General features: G+C 42.5%; 13 protein-coding genes. 10 read left to right on the top strand and 3 right to left on the bottom strand.

What is annotated here, in order from left to right; translation table 11 throughout:
* Positions 1 to 53 precede the first annotated feature (53 nt).
* The 6 genes from rnr to PAN94_RS05015 all read left to right on the top strand — a co-directional run bounded on the left by rnr (position 54) and on the right by PAN94_RS05015 (position 8,652).
* Positions 54 to 2,402, top strand: coding sequence for a ribonuclease R (gene rnr, locus PAN94_RS05040; protein WP_285874952.1), 2,349 nt, complete (start codon positions 54 to 56; stop codon positions 2,400 to 2,402).
* Positions 2,365 to 2,832: an SsrA-binding protein SmpB gene (smpB, locus tag PAN94_RS05035; protein ID WP_002894882.1), complete on the top strand. Its 468-nt coding sequence runs from the start codon at positions 2,365 to 2,367 to the stop codon at positions 2,830 to 2,832. Before rnr ends, smpB begins: the two co-directional genes overlap by 38 nt.
* A 152-nt stretch (positions 2,833 to 2,984) precedes the next feature.
* Complete coding sequence (locus tag PAN94_RS05030; protein ID WP_285874949.1) at positions 2,985 to 3,950, top strand: hypothetical protein; 966 nt, start codon at positions 2,985 to 2,987, stop codon at positions 3,948 to 3,950.
* A gap of 312 nt (positions 3,951 to 4,262) precedes the next feature.
* Positions 4,263 to 5,126, top strand: coding sequence for an SAM-dependent methyltransferase TehB (tehB, locus tag PAN94_RS05025; RefSeq protein WP_285874947.1), 864 nt, complete (start codon positions 4,263 to 4,265; stop codon positions 5,124 to 5,126).
* A gap of 324 nt (positions 5,127 to 5,450) precedes the next feature.
* On the top strand, positions 5,451 to 7,157 hold the full coding sequence (locus PAN94_RS05020) for a C69 family dipeptidase (RefSeq protein ID WP_285874944.1): 1,707 nt from the start codon (positions 5,451 to 5,453) through the stop codon (positions 7,155 to 7,157).
* Positions 7,158 to 7,365: 208 nt separating this feature from the next.
* Positions 7,366 to 8,652, top strand: coding sequence for a peptidase U32 family protein (locus PAN94_RS05015; protein ID WP_285874942.1), 1,287 nt, complete (start codon positions 7,366 to 7,368; stop codon positions 8,650 to 8,652).
* A 146-nt stretch (positions 8,653 to 8,798) separates the two neighbouring features.
* Here the strand turns inward: PAN94_RS05015 and PAN94_RS05010 are convergent, their stop codons facing one another.
* Positions 8,799 to 9,155: a hypothetical protein gene (locus tag PAN94_RS05010; protein ID WP_285874941.1), complete on the bottom strand. Its 357-nt coding sequence runs from the start codon at positions 9,153 to 9,155 to the stop codon at positions 8,799 to 8,801.
* A gap of 89 nt (positions 9,156 to 9,244) precedes the next feature.
* On the opposite strand from PAN94_RS05010, the gene PAN94_RS05005 reads away from it, so the two are divergent.
* Positions 9,245 to 9,460 (top strand): YdbC family protein, encoded by a 216-nt coding sequence (locus PAN94_RS05005; protein ID WP_005590703.1) that lies wholly within the window; start codon positions 9,245 to 9,247, stop codon positions 9,458 to 9,460.
* A gap of 9 nt (positions 9,461 to 9,469) precedes the next feature.
* On the opposite strand, the gene PAN94_RS05000 is transcribed toward PAN94_RS05005, so the two are convergent.
* Together PAN94_RS05000 and gorA are read right to left on the bottom strand one after the other, a co-directional pair.
* Entirely contained in the window at positions 9,470 to 10,024 is a 555-nt protein-coding gene (locus PAN94_RS05000) for a biotin transporter BioY (protein ID WP_285874939.1), read from the bottom strand.
* Positions 10,025 to 10,668: 644 nt separating this feature from the next.
* Positions 10,669 to 12,018, bottom strand: a complete 1,350-nt coding sequence (gorA, locus tag PAN94_RS04995; protein ID WP_285874938.1) for a glutathione-disulfide reductase — start codon at positions 12,016 to 12,018, stop codon at positions 10,669 to 10,671.
* 213 nt (positions 12,019 to 12,231) lie between these two features.
* Here gorA and PAN94_RS04990 point away from each other — a divergent pair, with 213 nt between their 5' ends.
* From PAN94_RS04990 to PAN94_RS04980, 3 genes are read left to right on the top strand one after another with little or no spacing between them, the layout of a single operon-like run.
* Positions 12,232 to 13,383 carry an efflux RND transporter periplasmic adaptor subunit gene (locus PAN94_RS04990; RefSeq protein WP_285874937.1) on the top strand — a complete coding sequence of 384 codons (1,152 nt, stop codon included), beginning with the start codon at positions 12,232 to 12,234 and terminating at the stop codon, positions 13,381 to 13,383.
* Positions 13,367 to 14,065 (top strand): ABC transporter ATP-binding protein, encoded by a 699-nt coding sequence (locus PAN94_RS04985; RefSeq protein WP_285874936.1) that lies wholly within the window; start codon positions 13,367 to 13,369, stop codon positions 14,063 to 14,065. Before PAN94_RS04990 ends, PAN94_RS04985 begins: the two co-directional genes overlap by 17 nt.
* A complete protein-coding gene (locus PAN94_RS04980; protein WP_285874934.1) occupies positions 14,065 to 15,321 on the top strand; it encodes an ABC transporter permease in 1,257 nt (418 codons plus the stop codon). Before PAN94_RS04985 ends, PAN94_RS04980 begins: the two co-directional genes overlap by 1 nt.
* Positions 15,322 to 15,341 lie beyond the last annotated feature (20 nt).

Here is a 15,341-nt window from a genome sequence, read left to right as displayed (position 1 = left end):
TTAAAGTTTAAAAGGGGGAATATCAAGAGCCCCTCATAGTATAGAAAGAAAGTATGAAAGCAGAAATTATAAAATATTTAAAAGACAGGCAGCAGGCTAGCGTACATGAGCTGGCGGCTGCTTTGGGGAAAGAGTCTTCCAAGGACTTTAGTAGCTTGGTCAAGACCATCTCCCAGATGGAAAGAAAGCATCAGCTTCGCTTTGATAACGAGGGGCTGATTGAGCTTTATGAGGAGAAAAAGCAGGAGCGTCTGACGCTCAAGGGTGTTTTTCATGCCCACAAGAATGGCTTTGGCTTTGTCACCTTGAATGAGGAAGAGGATGACCTCTTTGTCGGCCGCAATGATGTCAATCATGCCATTGATGGGGATACGGTGGAGGTGGTCATTACCAAAGTAGCAGACCGTATCAAGGGAACGTCAGCTGAGGCTAAGATTATTGATATTTTGGAGCACAGCCTAACTACGGCAGTTGGCCAGTTGGTTCTGGATGAGGAAAAGCCCAAGTACGCGGGCTATATCCGCTCGAAAAATCAGAAAATCCGCCAGCCTATTTATGTCAAAAAACCAGCCATGGTTTTGGACGGCACAGAGGTGCTTAAGGTCGCTATTGACAAATATCCGACCAAGAAACACGATTTCTTCGTGGCTAGTCTGGTTGATGTGGTCGGTCATGTCAATGACCCAGGTATTGATGTACTGGAAGTGCTGGAGTCGATGGACATTGTCTCCGAATTTCCAGAAAAGGTCTTGGAAGAAGCCGAGCGAGTTCCAGATGCACCGACAGAAAGTGATTTGGAAGGACGTTTAGACCTGCGTGAAGAGATTACCTTCACCATTGATGGAGCGGATGCCAAGGACTTGGACGATGCGGTCCATATCAAGCGCTTGAAAAATGGTAATTTTGAGCTGGGCGTCCACATCGCAGATGTATCCTACTATGTCCAAGAAGGCTCTGAGCTGGACAAGGAAGCCCTCAATCGGGCGACTTCAGTCTATGTGACCGACCGCGTGGTGCCTATGCTGCCAGAGCGCCTGTCCAACGGTATCTGCTCCCTCAATCCCAATGTGGACCGACTGACCCAGTCGGCTATCATGGAGATAGATGCCAAGGGGCGCGTGGTCAAGCATACCATTACTCAGTCTGTCATTAAAACGACCTTCCGCATGACCTACAGCGATGTCAACGACATCATCGCAGGTGATGAGGAAAAAGCTGAGCAGTTCAAGGCCATTGTGTCTAGTATTGACAGCATGGTTCAGCTGCATGAGATTCTGGAAAGCATGCGATTTAAACGTGGTGCGCTCAACTTTGACACCAATGAAGCTAAAATCATCGTCAACAAGGAAGGCCGGCCAGTGGATATTGTCCTGCGTCAGCGGGGGATTGCTGAGCGGATGATTGAGTCCTTTATGCTGGTAGCGAATGAAACGGTAGCTGAGCATTTTGCTAAGCTAAATCTGCCCTTCATCTATCGGATCCACGAGGAGCCTAAGGCGGAGAAGGTGCAGAAGTTTATCGACTACGCCTCTAGCTTTGGGATTCGGATATACGGTACGGCTAGCTCTATGAGTCAGCAGGCTCTGCAGGATATTATGGAGGCGGTCAAAGACCAGCCTTATGAGGATGTCCTGTCCATGATGCTTCTGCGCTCCATGCAGCAGGCTCGCTACTCTGAGCACAATCACGGCCACTATGGTCTGGCAGCGGAGTTTTATACGCATTTCACCAGTCCGATTCGCCGCTATCCAGACCTTCTGGTTCACCGGATGGTACGGGATTATGGACAGTCTAAAGAAATAGCAGAGCATTTTGAGCAAGTAATTCCAGAGATTGCCAGTCAGTCTTCCAGCCGGGAGCGTCGGGCTATCGAGGCCGAGCGTGAAGTCGAAGCCATGAAGAAGGCTGAGTACATGGAAGAATTCGTTGGAGAAGAGTTTGACGGTGTAGTTTCAAGCGTGGTAAAATTTGGACTCTTCGTCGAACTGCCCAATACGGTCGAAGGCTTGATTCATGTTACAAACTTGCCAGAATTTTACAGCTACAATGAGCGGACGATGACCCTGCAAGGAGAAAAGTCTGGCGTGGTCTTCAAGGTCGGTCAGCAGATTCGCATCAAGCTGGTTCGAGCGGATAAGGCTACGGGCGAGATTGACTTTGAATACCTGCCTAGTGAATTTGATCTGGTAGAAAAGACTAGCAAGAGTGGCAGGGGCAGGTCAGGTAGAAAGAGACGCCGTGAAGATGACAAGCGTAGCCATTCTTCCAAAGAAAAAGGCAACAGAGAAAAGAAAGATAAGAAGTCCAAGAAAGGCAAGAGCCAGAAGGCATTTTACAAGGAACTAGTCAAGAAAGGAGCCAAGCATGGCAAAGGGAGAAGGAAAGGTCGTCGCGCAAAATAAAAAGGCCAGACACGATTACACCATCGTAGACACCATAGAGGCTGGCATGGTGCTGACCGGGACAGAAATCAAGAGCGTCCGTGCTGCTCGTATCAATCTCAAAGACGGCTTTGCCCAGATCAAGAATGGCGAGGCCTGGCTCAGCAATGTCCATATCGCTCCTTATGAAGAGGGCAATATCTGGAACCAAGAGCCTGAGCGCCGCAGAAAGCTGCTGCTGCACAAGAAGCAGATCCAAAAGCTGGAGCAGGAGACCAAGGGCACTGGGATGACACTGGTGCCGCTCAAGGTCTATCTCAAGGACGGTTATGCCAAGCTCCTACTGGGTCTAGCCAAAGGGAAGCACGACTACGACAAGCGCGAGTCCATCAAACGCCGCGAGCAAAACCGTGACATTGCAAGACAAATGAAGAACTTTAATACAAGATAAAAGACTGGGCGACCGGTCTTTTTTAACATTCAACTATGATTTTGGATTTATGCTATAATGGAGATAAGGTTTGAGGATGATTGAGAAAAGGAGAATAAAATGAAGAAGCAAGAAATACGTAACTGGAGTTGGTGCAGGAGGAAACTGATACGATGAGGAAGATATTAAAAAATAAGCGTGTTTTTCAATTTGTGTTTGCTAGCCTAATTCTTATCCCTTTTATTATAGTAGGTACTGTTGGGTTACAACAATTATTTAAAGAACCTGAAAAAGTCGAATATTCTATTGAGAAATACCATTCTGTAAAGGAAAACGTATATTTTTTCGGGAATCAACGAAAATTCGTCTTATTGAGAAGAGGTTCTAATGTGAATTTTGGGGGCGAATTTTATCTCTATACAACCGAGCGGAAAGTGATGACAAATAAATATGGAGTTGATTTAACCAAAAGAAAAAACATGCCCAAATCAGATTATTGGAAGATTCGTCTTTATGACTATAGAACAGAAGACTTAGTCGTTAAAGAAGTGGATCTAAACAAAGTAGTCGCAGACTATGATAGTAATTTTTTTCCAATTGATTTCAAGATTTTTACCTATCGTGATAATCCTAAAAACACCATCAATATAGAAGTCAAAGATAATCAAGGTGATAGGAAAATCTTAATTTTAAACATTGATAGTGGAAAAGTAGGAGTAGTGAATCAACTGCGTTCAGATATGTATGAAGCGAGTCCTTACTTTGATTATACGACACTGGATCAGTATGCAGAAGATAAGGGGTATGTAGTAGGTCGGCTCATTAACAGTTCTTTGCCTTTTAAAGAGGAGGGCAAGGTTATTGATACCAACATCAATCTCTTTGAGGAATATCCTGAAATTGAGAAAAAAATAACTGAAGGAGATTGGAGTCTTTATCCTCAAGTAGAATACGTGACCCTAGAGGAATGGTATGACAAAGTTTTGTACTGGATGGCGCCTAAGGGAGAAGAGAAACTGACGATTTATGGTATAGATAGTAAGGGTCAGGTTTCTGATACCCCACTTACGACTTATGCAGAATATCAAGCCTGGGTTGAAAAACAACGATCAGAAAGGAATATAAATGAAACGAATTGATCCTGAGAGAATAAAGAGTATAAAAGCGCGAGTTCACCAAACTCCGCGAGCAAAACCGCAACATGGCAAGACAAATGAAGAACTTTAATACAAGATGAGAGATCTTCAGGACAAGCTGTCGTATAAGATACAGGGATATAATTTATAAAATAAAACTTAATGTATGATATGAGCAAGAATTGACTACTGAATCATTTCTTGCTTTTTTGCTAGTGAGACCTTGAATACCCTAGCACTTGTCAAGTCTGGCTTTTTCGAGTATGATAAAGACAGTTAAAATTTTGAAATTTGGCTTTCAGAGAAAGGATTTTTATGACAGAAAAATTGCTAGCTTATAAACGCATGCCAGTGTGGACAGCTGAGACCATGCCCGAACTGGTCAAGAACAAGCACAATACCAAAGAAGGAACTTGGGGTAAAATCACTGTTCTCAAGGGACGCCTTAAGTTTGTAGAGATGTCAGAAGAAGGTGAGGAGCTAGCTGAGCATATCTTTGAGGCTGGTCAGGATAATCCTTTCGCCCAGCCCCAAGCTTGGCATCGGGTTGAAGCCTTGACAGATGATTTGGAGTGGTATTTGGAATTTTACTGTCGGCCTGAGGATTATTTCCCCAAGAAATACGGCAGCAATCCAGTTCACTCAGAGGTTTTGGAAGCCATGCAGACGGTCCGACCAGGACGGGCCTTAGATCTAGGTTGTGGTCAAGGTCGCAATGCTCTCTTTCTGGCCAAGCAGGGCTTTGAAGTAACGGCCGTAGATCAGAATGAGCTAGCCTTGGAGATCCTACGGAGCATTGTCGAGCAGGAAGATTTGGATCTGCCAGTGGGTAGCTACGATATCAACTCAGCTAGTCTGACTCAGACTTATGACTTGATCGTTTCCACCGTTGTTCTGATGTTCCTGCAGGCAGAGCGGATTCCAGATATTATCCACAATATGCAAGAACATACAACGCTTGGCGGCTACAATCTCATCGTCTGTGCTATGGATACAGAGGATTTCCCTTGCTCTGTTCTCTTTCCTTTTACTTTTAAGGAAGGGGAGCTTGCCGAGTATTATAAAGACTGGGAGCTGGTCAAGTACAATGAAAATCCTGGCCACCTCCATCGCCGTGATGAAAACGGCAATCGAATTCAGCTCCGCTTTGCGACGATGTTAGCTAAAAAAGTGAGATAAATCCTTTAAAGCTCAGGTCGCCTCTGATACAATCTCTAGTGAATTGCTTATAAAGATTTTATAGCAGGATGTTTTCTGATAAGACAAAAAATAATAGCCTTTCCTCTAAAAAAGATGGGGCTATTTTTTTGTTTATCAGCTCTGATTTGAGAAAAAAGTAGAGGAAATATAGATTAGATAAAAAATATACACAATTTTGTGTAAACGCTTGCAAAAAGATTAGAAAGAGAGTATACTAAAATAGGAATGTTAAGGTATTACGGTTTATGTTGTTTAGACTGGGAGTTGATTCCAGCCCCGCAGATAGTCAAAAGGAGATAGACTATGAAGAAAATACTGCTCAGACTAATGTTCCTTGCAATGTTAGTTGCTCTTTTGCCTGTTCATGTGGCACAAGCGTGTTCTGCTTTTATTGTCGGTAAAGATCTGACAGCAGATGGCTCTACTCTATTTGGTCGGACAGAGGACTATCCCTACGCCCCTGACGGCGGTCGGCACAATCAAAACTATGTAGTTGTGCCAGCTAAGACCTATAAAGATGGCGATAAGATAGAAGATGAGTCAAATGGCTTTACCTATCCGCATTTGGCGAATGAAATGAAATACACAGCTGTCTACGACTCTGATCGTGACAACGGAAGTAACGGAAACTTCGCTGCGCATGGCTTTAATGAACTTGGTGTAGCTATGACAGCGACCGTTTCAGCAACACCAAATGATAAAGTGTTAAAAGAAGACCCACTTGTAAAAGATGGTCTTCCAGAAGCATCATTAGTTGACCTTGCTTTGCCTCGTGCAAAAACAGCACGTGAAGTTATTGAGACAGTTGCGAAAGTTCTAGATGAAAAAGGGTCAGCAGAAGGAAATATCATCGTTGCAGCAGATAAAAATGAGCTATGGTATATGGAAATCCTGTCTGGTCACCAATATGTAGCCATCAAATTCCCAACGAATAAGTATGCTGTCTTTGCGAACACTTACTATCTTGGTCACGTTGACTTGAACGATAAGGAAAATGTCATTGCTTCTAAAGATGTGGAAGAAGTAGCTAAAAAAGCTGACAACTATAAGACCGACAAAGATGGCAACTTTATGATTGCTAAATCATACGGACCTGATAAATATATGGAGCGTAACCGTTCTCGGACCTATGCAGGTATCAAGTGGATGGATCCACAAGCAAAAGTAAATTATGACGATGAATCTTTTGATCTTTTGCGCGAACCAACTGATCCAAATAAGAAATACACGGTTCATGATGTGATCGCTGAACAAAGAAATCGTTTTGAACACTTGCCAGAATATAAAGCAGATGACTTAGTTGAAGTCGGTAAGAAGATCGATGGCAATGTTTACAAATATGCGCTAGGTAACGAAAACGTAATCGACGCCCACGTTTATCAAATCAAACCAAACCTACCAAATGCCTTTGGCGGTGTTATGTGGCTGGGTCTGGCACAAAGTCGCAACACACCATATGTACCATTCTATGGTAATGTAGAAGATACTTACGAAGCTTTCAAGAACCGTTCTACTAAATATGACGGAAAATCTTGGTATTGGACTGTTTGGCATATTGACCAAATGGTTATGAAATATCCAGAAATCTTTGGTAACAGCATCCAAGAAAAATGGAAAGAAAAAGAAGCTGAATGGGATAAAGAACAAACCGAACGTGATGCCAAATATGCAAATTACACAGATGAACAAGCCAAAGCCGCTGGACCAGAAGTGACGAAGGAAGCCTTGGAACGCTCAGAAAAAATCTTTAAGGAAATCAAAGCAGTCGAAGCAGAGATGGAAGAAAAGATTAAGAAAGAAAAAGGTAAAGATGCAGATCTTGTCTATACAGGCTACAACAAAGCGAACCTCCTAGCTGAAGCAGAAAAAGGAAAATCAGCGGATAAAGCTAGCGATACGAAGAAAGATAGCTCAAGTCAAACTACTTGGATTGTCATCGGCGTATTGGTTGTGCTAGTTGGTGGATTCTTCGGATACAAACAATTTAATAAGAAGAAGGAGGAAGAATAAATTTTGAAAGAAAAGCTAGAAGTTTAAGACTTCTGGCTTTTTTCCTCTCTCAGATAATAAACTTATATCCTAAAATACTTAGTAAGGAGATGAGAATAGAAGATTAGAATTGTCAAAAAACTAGGCTCCATCTTGCTTTTAGCGGTAAATTGCTATAAAATAGATAGGGTTAAACATCAATACTTTTATATTGCAAATAGGAGAAAAGATGACAAAAAAATTAAAACGTCCAGAGGTGCTGTCACCAGCTGGTACGTTAGAAAAGTTGAAAGTAGCTGTTCGCTATGGAGCAGATGCTGTTTTTATTGGTGGTCAAGCCTATGGTTTGCGTAGTCGTGCGGGGAACTTCACTTTTGAGCAAATGGAAGAAGGTGTCCAATTTGCGGCTGAGCATGGTGCCAAGGTCTATGTAGCGGCTAACATGGTCATGCACGAAGGAAATGAAGCTGGAGCTGGAGAATGGTTCCGCCGTTTGAGAGACATTGGAATCGCGGCTGTCATTGTTTCTGATCCAGCTTTGATTGCTATTGCAGCATCAGAAGCACCTGGTTTGGAGATTCACTTGTCAACGCAGGCTAGTGCAACCAACTATGAAACGCTTGAATTTTGGAAAAATCTTGGTTTGACCCGAGTTGTTTTGGCACGTGAGGTTTCCATGGCTGAGCTGGCTGAGATTCGCAAGCGTACCGATGTAGAAATCGAAGCTTTCGTTCATGGGGCTATGTGTATTTCTTACTCTGGCCGTTGTACCCTTTCCAATCACATGAGTATGCGTGATGCCAACCGCGGCGGTTGTTCGCAATCTTGTCGCTGGAAATATGATTTGTATGACATGCCTTTTGGACAAGAACGTAAGAGCTTGAAGGGGGAAATTCCAGAAGAATTTTCTATGTCAGCTGTTGATATGTCCATGATTGACCGCATTCCTGATATGATTGAAAATGGTGTTGATAGCTTGAAAATCGAAGGTCGGATGAAATCCATTCACTATGTTTCAACGGTAACTAACTGCTACAAAGCAGCTGTAGACGCCTATTTGGAAAGCCCAGAAAAGTTTGAAGCTATTAAGCAAGATCTAGTAGATGAAATGTGGAAAGTAGCTCAACGTGAGCTGGCAACTGGTTTTTACTATCATACGCCAACTGAGAATGAGCAGCTTTTTGGAGCCCGTCGTAAGATTCCAGAATACAAATTTGTAGCAGAAGTAGTTACTTATGATGAGGTTACACAAACTGCAACGATTCGCCAGCGGAATGTTATCCATGAAGGCGATCAAGTGGAATTCTATGGACCTGGTTTCCGCCATTTTGAAACCTACATTACTGACCTCCATGATGAAAAAGGAAATAAGATTGACCGTGCGCCAAACCCAATGGAATTACTGACGATTACAGTTCCGCAGCCTGTCCAACCTGGTGATATGGTCCGTGCCCGCAAGGAAGGTTTAATCAATTTGTATAAAGAAGATGGCACTAGTGTGACTGTTCGGGCTTAATCAGGCGCGAAAGTTGGAGCAATGTGCTTATCAAGTAGGCATCGCCTACATGGTGGATACGAATAGATAGCGGAAGTCCTTATTCTAAAAATTCTGCTATTGCTTTTAAAAAATAAAACTCTTCAAATCGCTTTTGATTTGAAGAGTTATTTTTTGAATTTGCGGCTTTCGAGCCGAATATCTTTTCTCTGGGCTTCACGGATGTTATTAGGGACCAGACTGATGCGATGGATATCAGGCACTCGGATGATGGTCGTCATGCTTTTTTTGAAATTTTTGACAATCAACTGTTGGCGGTCTCGGTCATATTTGACAATATCTCCAGTAAAATTCTTATCCAGAAAAATAACATGGACACCAGAATTTTTCCGCAGAGCCAAGTCAATCGTATGTAGGATATGACTTTTGTCGTCCTCTTCCTGATCTGTCTTTTTATAGTTAATGAACTCATTCGTCTTTTGTAAAATCATTTCGAGATATTTTTTCATAGCTAAAATCTCCATAACTTGTTACAATATATTATATAATAAAATAAGTAAAAAAGTAAAATCTTTTACGAATAATGAGATAGAAAGTAGAAAAGAGGTAAAGTATGGCAGATTTTAAATTTGAAATCGAGGAAAAATTGCTCGTTTTATCGGAAAATGAAAAAGGTTGGACCAAGGAGCTCAACCGCGTAAGTTTTAACGGTGCGCCTGCCAAGTACGATATTCGCACTTGGAGTCCTGACCACAGCAAGATGGGCAAGGGAATCACCCTTTCCAATGAAGAATTTCAAGTGCTTTTAGATGCATTTAAAAACGGGTAGACTTTAAGTCTATCCGTTTTTATTGTCTGAAAAGTAGGGATGAAAAGCTAGGCTTCTAAATATAGGAATGCTGATGAGCGTGATTGCGACAATTTTTAAAAGATCGGGAAGAATGAAAGGTGTGACACCAACGGCAATGGCTTTAGAAAATTCCATATTAGCTAGAAAATGAAGTCCGATTACGCCACCAACGAAGACCAGTGTATCTCCGAGCAGATTAGCCAAAAAGATCGTGTAAAACTTGCTATCCTTGCTTGTAAGACTAGAAGTTACCAGAGCAAAGAGTAGATAGGCCCAAAGATAGCCTGCGCTTGGACCAAAGAGAGCCTGAACTCCACCGCTTCCTCCGGCAAATACCGGCAGACCAATAGCTCCGAGCAGTAGATAAAGCAGAACAGACAAGACAGCTTCGCGGGTTTTAAGAATGGTTGCAATTAAACCCACGGCAAAGGTCTGTAGCGTAATGGGAATGGTCCCAATAGAGAAACTAAGCTGGGAGAGTACAGCTAGGAAAGCAGCGCCAATAGCTGGGAGTGCAAGAAGAAAAGCTTTGTTCTTGTTCATAATAGTAAACCTCTTTTTAAAATTATGGTAACTATTTTAAATCAAAATAAAAAAAAGTCAAGTCTTTTCATATCAGACTAGACAGTTGTTTGTTTATTTCCGCTTTTTGCGGCTCCGAATGAGGAGGAAGATAAAGGCGATTAAACCAAAAATATTAAAGAAAATAATTCCCAGAGCTGCTAGTAATTTTTTTGTTTTGCTCATTTCCAATCCCCTTTCTCTTAGTATTTCTTACTATCATATCAAAAATACGGTTTCTTGAATAGCAGAAAGGGTAAAAGATGGTTGGGAAGTTATAAATATTTCAAGAAAATAGGATCATCTTGACAAGTTACAATTTATAAGCTTGTCTAGAAGAAGTGAGCCAACTAAATAAAAAAGAGGAAGATCCATTAAATAAATCTTCCTCAATTTTAGAAATAATTTAGAATTTCTTGAATGATAATTGAATTTTGTGCTTTAAAATAAAGAAAGAAGTCAAAGAATAAGGCCAGATAGTGTGTTTAGGTCTATTCAAATGGTATAAGACTTCTTTCTTACAAAAATGTAAGATAAAAATCAAAAATGAAAGGATAAGTTATGGTTGCCCTTTATTCTTTATTTTATGATAATAATGAGCTTTAGAAAGGCCAAAAAAGAAGCTTTTAGCGCATGGTGACAAATTCTTCGGAGCCAGTTGGGTGGATGGCTACGGTGGCGTCGAAATCGGCTTTGGTAGCTCCCATCTTAATAGCAACAGCGAAGCCTTGAATCATCTCATCTACGCCATAGCCAATGCCATGGAGGCCGACAACTTTTTCATCCTGACCAGCAGTGATAAGTTTAAACTTGGCTTGTTGGCGGTGCTGGGTGACAGCTGAGTACATGGATGTGAAGCTAGAGGTGTAGACATGAATTTGCTCAGCACCATAATCTCGAATAGCTTCTTCCTCCGTCAGCCCTACTGTGCCAATAGCGGGGTGGGAGAAGACGACAGTCGGAATAGTGGAGTAATCCATCTTGGCATCTGTCTTGCCGTTAAAGAGGCGCTCAGACAGGGTGCGGCCGGCCTTGATTGCTACTGGCGTCAGCTCTTTTTCGCCCGTCACATCGCCCAAGGCATAGATGCCAGGTACGACAGTGTTTTGGTACTCATCCACAGCGATAAAGCCACGGTCATTCAGGGTAACTCCTGCAGCATCAAGATTGAGCCCTTGGACATTTGGCTTGCGGCCAATAGCCCAGATGATCCGATCGGCAATATGGCTACTGCCGTCTTGGAAGTAGAGTTGTAGTTGGCCATCGGCTAGTTTTTCCACTCGTTCGGGTATCTTGTGAGCATGAAGACTAGGACCAGATTTTTCCATCTCAGCTACCAATCCGTCAATCAGATAGCTATCGAAATTGCGGAGAGGACGGTCGCGACGGACAAAGAGATCCGTCTTGACACCTAGAGTATGGAGGACACCAGCAAGCTCCACTGCGATATAGCCTGCTCCGACGACAGCAACAGACTTGGGTAGCTCTTCCCAAGCAAAGACATCATCAGAAGTCTCACCGTATTCGGCACCAGGAATCTGAGGAATAGCTGCATGTGCACCTGTTGCGATAACGATGTGCTTGGCGCGAATCAATTCTCCATTGACTTCGACTGTATGCTTGTCAACGAAATGAGCGCGACCTTCGATCAGTTCAACGCCGTTGCGTTTGAAGCTGCCATCATAGGATGAGCGAGCGCGGTCAATGTAGGCTTCCCGATTCTTTCGTAAAGTAGCAAAGTCAAAGTGCTGATTTTCTGAAGTAAAGCCATAGTCTGGTCCGTAGTGTTGGATGGCCTCGGCAATCTGAGCACCGTACCACATGATTTTTTTAGGGACACAACCGACATTGACACAGGTTCCCCCTAATTTCTTTTCTTCAATGACAGCTGCTTTAGCACCATGCTCACCAGCACGATTCATGGTAGCAATACCCCCGCTACCCCCGCCAATTGCAATAATATCGAATTCTTTCATAGTTAGATAGAAGCTCCTTTAATCAATATGAAGTAATTGTACCTTTTTTAGAAAATGAATGCAAAAATCTGCTATGATTTAGAGATCCTGCAGCGTTTTTAGAGGAAAAATGGTCTTTTAGGGATTTTGTCCCTTTTCCTATCACAATATGTTAGGCATATGATATAATGTAGTATAAAAGAAAAATGGTTTTCATCAAGAGGAGGAAAAAAGATGAAAAAGCTGAAAAAATGGCAGCTATTTAGTATTATCGGAGTTGCTGTTGTAGTTGTAGTAGGAGCAATTTCTGCAATAGTCCTGAGCAATCTTAGTTCTACAACAGAACCTAAGGAAGTTGCCCCAATTGTGCAGCAGGCAAAAGAAGGTAGCATAGCCTCATCTGTCCTGTTGACGGGGACCGTAACGGCTAACTCAGAGCAATATGTTTATTATGATGCTACCAAGGGCGACTTGGAGTCCGTCCTAGTCAATGTTGGCGACCAAGTAGCTGTAGGACAAGCACTTGTTCAATATAAGAGCACAGAAGCTCAAGCAAATTATGATGCAGCAGTTCGTGCTGTCAATAAGGCTGACCGTCAGATTAATGACTTACAGACTAATGGGGCGACAGTAGAAAAAACTGGCGATGAAGAGACGGATAGTAAGTCCCTTGCTTCTGCTCAACGTACCGTCGATTCTCAACTGGCTGATTTGCGTGATGCACGTTCTGACGCTGTGGACAATATGAACAAGGCGCAAGCATTGTTGAATGCAGCGACTGTTACAAGCACTGTTGAGGGAACAGTAGTAGAAGTAAATCGCGATGTATCCAAATCAACAACAGGAACCAACCAAACCTTGGTGCATATTGTCAGCAACGGTAGCCTTCAAATCAAGGGAGAACTCTCTGAGTACAATCTGGCTAATTTATCAGTTGGACAAGAAGTAACCATTACCTCAAAAGTGTATCCAGATAAAAAATGGACAGGTAAAATTAGCTATATTTCCAACTATCCTAAGGACGGACAGCAAGCTTCATCAACCAATACAGGTGGCGCAGCTTCCTCTGCAAAATATCCATTTACAGTCGATATTACAAGTGAAATTGGTGATTTGAAGCAAGGTTTCTCTGTCAGCGTTGAAGTGAAAAACAATACAAAAGGGATTCTTGTACCAGCAAGCAGTATCATCTCAGACGGAGACAAGAACTACGTTTGGACTGTCGAAAAAGGTAAAGCGAAGAAAGTGGAAGTAACCTTAGGGAGTGCTGATGCTGAAAATCAAGAAATCTCATCTGGTTTGACAAAAGACAGTAAAGTTATCACTAATCCAACAGATAGCTTGAAAGATGGTCAAGAGGTGAAAGCGGATGAAAAAACTCATTGATCTACGAAATATTAATAAAACCTATCGGAATGGTGATCAAGAACTTAAAGTTTTAAAAAATATCAATTTGACAGTTGAAGAGGGCGAGTTTGTGGCTATCATGGGGCCGTCTGGTTCCGGGAAGTCCACCCTGATGAATATTATCGGGATGTTGGATCGTCCTTCTACTGGTGAGTATTTTTTAGGAAATGAAGATGTTGCAAACTTGGGTGATAAAAAATTAGCCAAGGTTCGCAATAATCAAATTGGCTTCGTTTTTCAGCAATTTTTCCTCTTATCTAAATTAAACGCACTTCAAAATGTAGAACTCCCGTTGATTTATGCGGGGGTGTCACAAGGAAGTCGAAAAAATCTAGCTAAGCAGTATTTAGAAAAAGTAGATTTGGGCACTCGTATGACTCACTTGCCGTCAGAGTTGTCTGGGGGACAGAAGCAACGTGTTGCCATTGCGCGTGCCTTGGTAAACAATCCTTCGATTATTCTTGCCGACGAGCCTACGGGAGCCCTCGATACCAAAACTGGGGAGCAAATTATGGAACTCTTGACGGAGTTGAACGCTGAAGGAAAAACGATTATCATGGTTACTCACGAACCTGAGATTGCTGCCTATGCTAAGCGTCAGATTGTCATTCGTGATGGAGCCATCTCTTCAGATAGCGCTGAGAAGGAGGAACGTGATTAATGCAAAATTTTAAATTTGCCATTAGTTCCATTCTTGGGCATAAGATGCGGGCTTTTCTGACCATGATCGGGATTATCATCGGGGTTGCGTCTGTTGTCGTCATCTTGGCACTGGGAAATGGAATGCAACAGGGAGTTACCAAGAGCATCACAAAAGAACAGAAGTATGTCAGCTTGCTTTATTCTCCCACTAAAAATAATTATACGATGGGAGTTAATTTGATGGAGGTCAATGGTGGTCAAGATGCAGATAGTGAGATACTAGAGGAACCACCTGTTGTCCAAGAGTCTTGGGTCAAGGAACTACTCAAAATTGACGGCGTAAAGGGCTATTATGTGACCAATGGTTCGACAGCTGACTTTTCTTATCAGAACAAGAAGTCTGATAAGGTCAACATTACGGGTGTGAATGCTACATTCTTTAAAATTAGAAAATATGAGCTTTTAGCTGGGCGGACTCTCTTGCCTAGTGACTATCAAAGTTTTTCTAATGTGATGATGATTGATGAAACAGTGGCAACCAGCCTGTTTGGAAGTAGTGCGGAAGCCCTGAATAAAATAGTTTCAGTCGGTGATAGTAACTATCGGGTTGTTGGTATCTATAAGGATCCCAATGCTGGTCAGAGCATGAGTATGAGCTCGGGTAGCGCCTTGATGGCGAATACACAGGTGGCATCTGAATTTCATACAGATGAAATCTCAACTGTCTATATCTATGTGCCAGAAGTGGATCGTATCAACGAAGTTGGTGTAGAAGCGGCCAAAGAATTGACGGCTCTTTCAGGAGCTCGTCAAGGAGAATATCAAATCCTGAATATGGATACCTTGCTGGAGCAGTACAATCAAATCACAGGAACTATGACCGGTGTTATCGGAGCTATTGCAGGAATTTCCCTCTTTGTTGGTGGTATCGGTGTGATGAATATCATGCTAGTATCCGTTACAGAGCGGACACGGGAAATTGGTTTGCGAAAAGCTCTTGGAGCAACGCGTGGAAATATTCTCACACAGTTCTTGATTGAATCCATGGTATTGACCCTTATCGGTGGCCTGCTTGGTCTTAGCCTTGCCTATGGAATCAATGCTCTGCTAGCTGCAGTCGTGCCTGAAAACGTATTTGGAGGCCCACCAGTTGTCTCCGTTACTGCAGCAGTGGGAAGCCTTGTCTTCTCAGCCATGGTTGGGATTGTCTTTGGTATCTTGCCAGCTAATAAAGCCTCTAAACTAGATCCGATTGAAGCGCTGAGATATGAATAATGTTAGCAAAAGTCTGGGAG

The organism is Streptococcus sp. SC1, assembly GCF_030272855.1.
Classification (GTDB): Bacteria; Bacillota; Bacilli; order Lactobacillales; family Streptococcaceae; genus Streptococcus.
This window is presented reverse-complemented; position numbering and strand designations above follow the sequence as displayed.

What these genes read in the sequence shown, in the direction of transcription:
- PAN94_RS05015 (WP_285874942.1), top strand. Translation starts at nt 7,366, where the DNA reads ATGACAAAAAAATTAAAACGTCCAGAGGTGCTGTCACCAGCTGGTACG.
- PAN94_RS05000 (WP_285874939.1), bottom strand. Translation starts at nt 10,024, where the DNA reads ATGAACAAGAACAAAGCTTTTCTTCTTGCACTCCCAGCTATTGGCGCT.
- smpB (WP_002894882.1), top strand. Translation starts at nt 2,365, where the DNA reads ATGGCAAAGGGAGAAGGAAAGGTCGTCGCGCAAAATAAAAAGGCCAGA.
- tehB (WP_285874947.1), top strand. Translation starts at nt 4,263, where the DNA reads ATGACAGAAAAATTGCTAGCTTATAAACGCATGCCAGTGTGGACAGCT.
- PAN94_RS05030 (WP_285874949.1), top strand. Translation starts at nt 2,985, where the DNA reads ATGAGGAAGATATTAAAAAATAAGCGTGTTTTTCAATTTGTGTTTGCT.
- PAN94_RS04990 (WP_285874937.1), top strand. Translation starts at nt 12,232, where the DNA reads ATGAAAAAGCTGAAAAAATGGCAGCTATTTAGTATTATCGGAGTTGCT.
- PAN94_RS04980 (WP_285874934.1), top strand. Translation starts at nt 14,065, where the DNA reads ATGCAAAATTTTAAATTTGCCATTAGTTCCATTCTTGGGCATAAGATG.
- rnr (WP_285874952.1), top strand. Translation starts at nt 54, where the DNA reads ATGAAAGCAGAAATTATAAAATATTTAAAAGACAGGCAGCAGGCTAGC.
- PAN94_RS05010 (WP_285874941.1), bottom strand. Translation starts at nt 9,155, where the DNA reads ATGGAGATTTTAGCTATGAAAAAATATCTCGAAATGATTTTACAAAAG.
- PAN94_RS05005 (WP_005590703.1), top strand. Translation starts at nt 9,245, where the DNA reads ATGGCAGATTTTAAATTTGAAATCGAGGAAAAATTGCTCGTTTTATCG.
- gorA (WP_285874938.1), bottom strand. Translation starts at nt 12,018, where the DNA reads ATGAAAGAATTCGATATTATTGCAATTGGCGGGGGTAGCGGGGGTATT.
- PAN94_RS05020 (WP_285874944.1), top strand. Translation starts at nt 5,451, where the DNA reads ATGAAGAAAATACTGCTCAGACTAATGTTCCTTGCAATGTTAGTTGCT.
- PAN94_RS04985 (WP_285874936.1), top strand. Translation starts at nt 13,367, where the DNA reads ATGAAAAAACTCATTGATCTACGAAATATTAATAAAACCTATCGGAAT.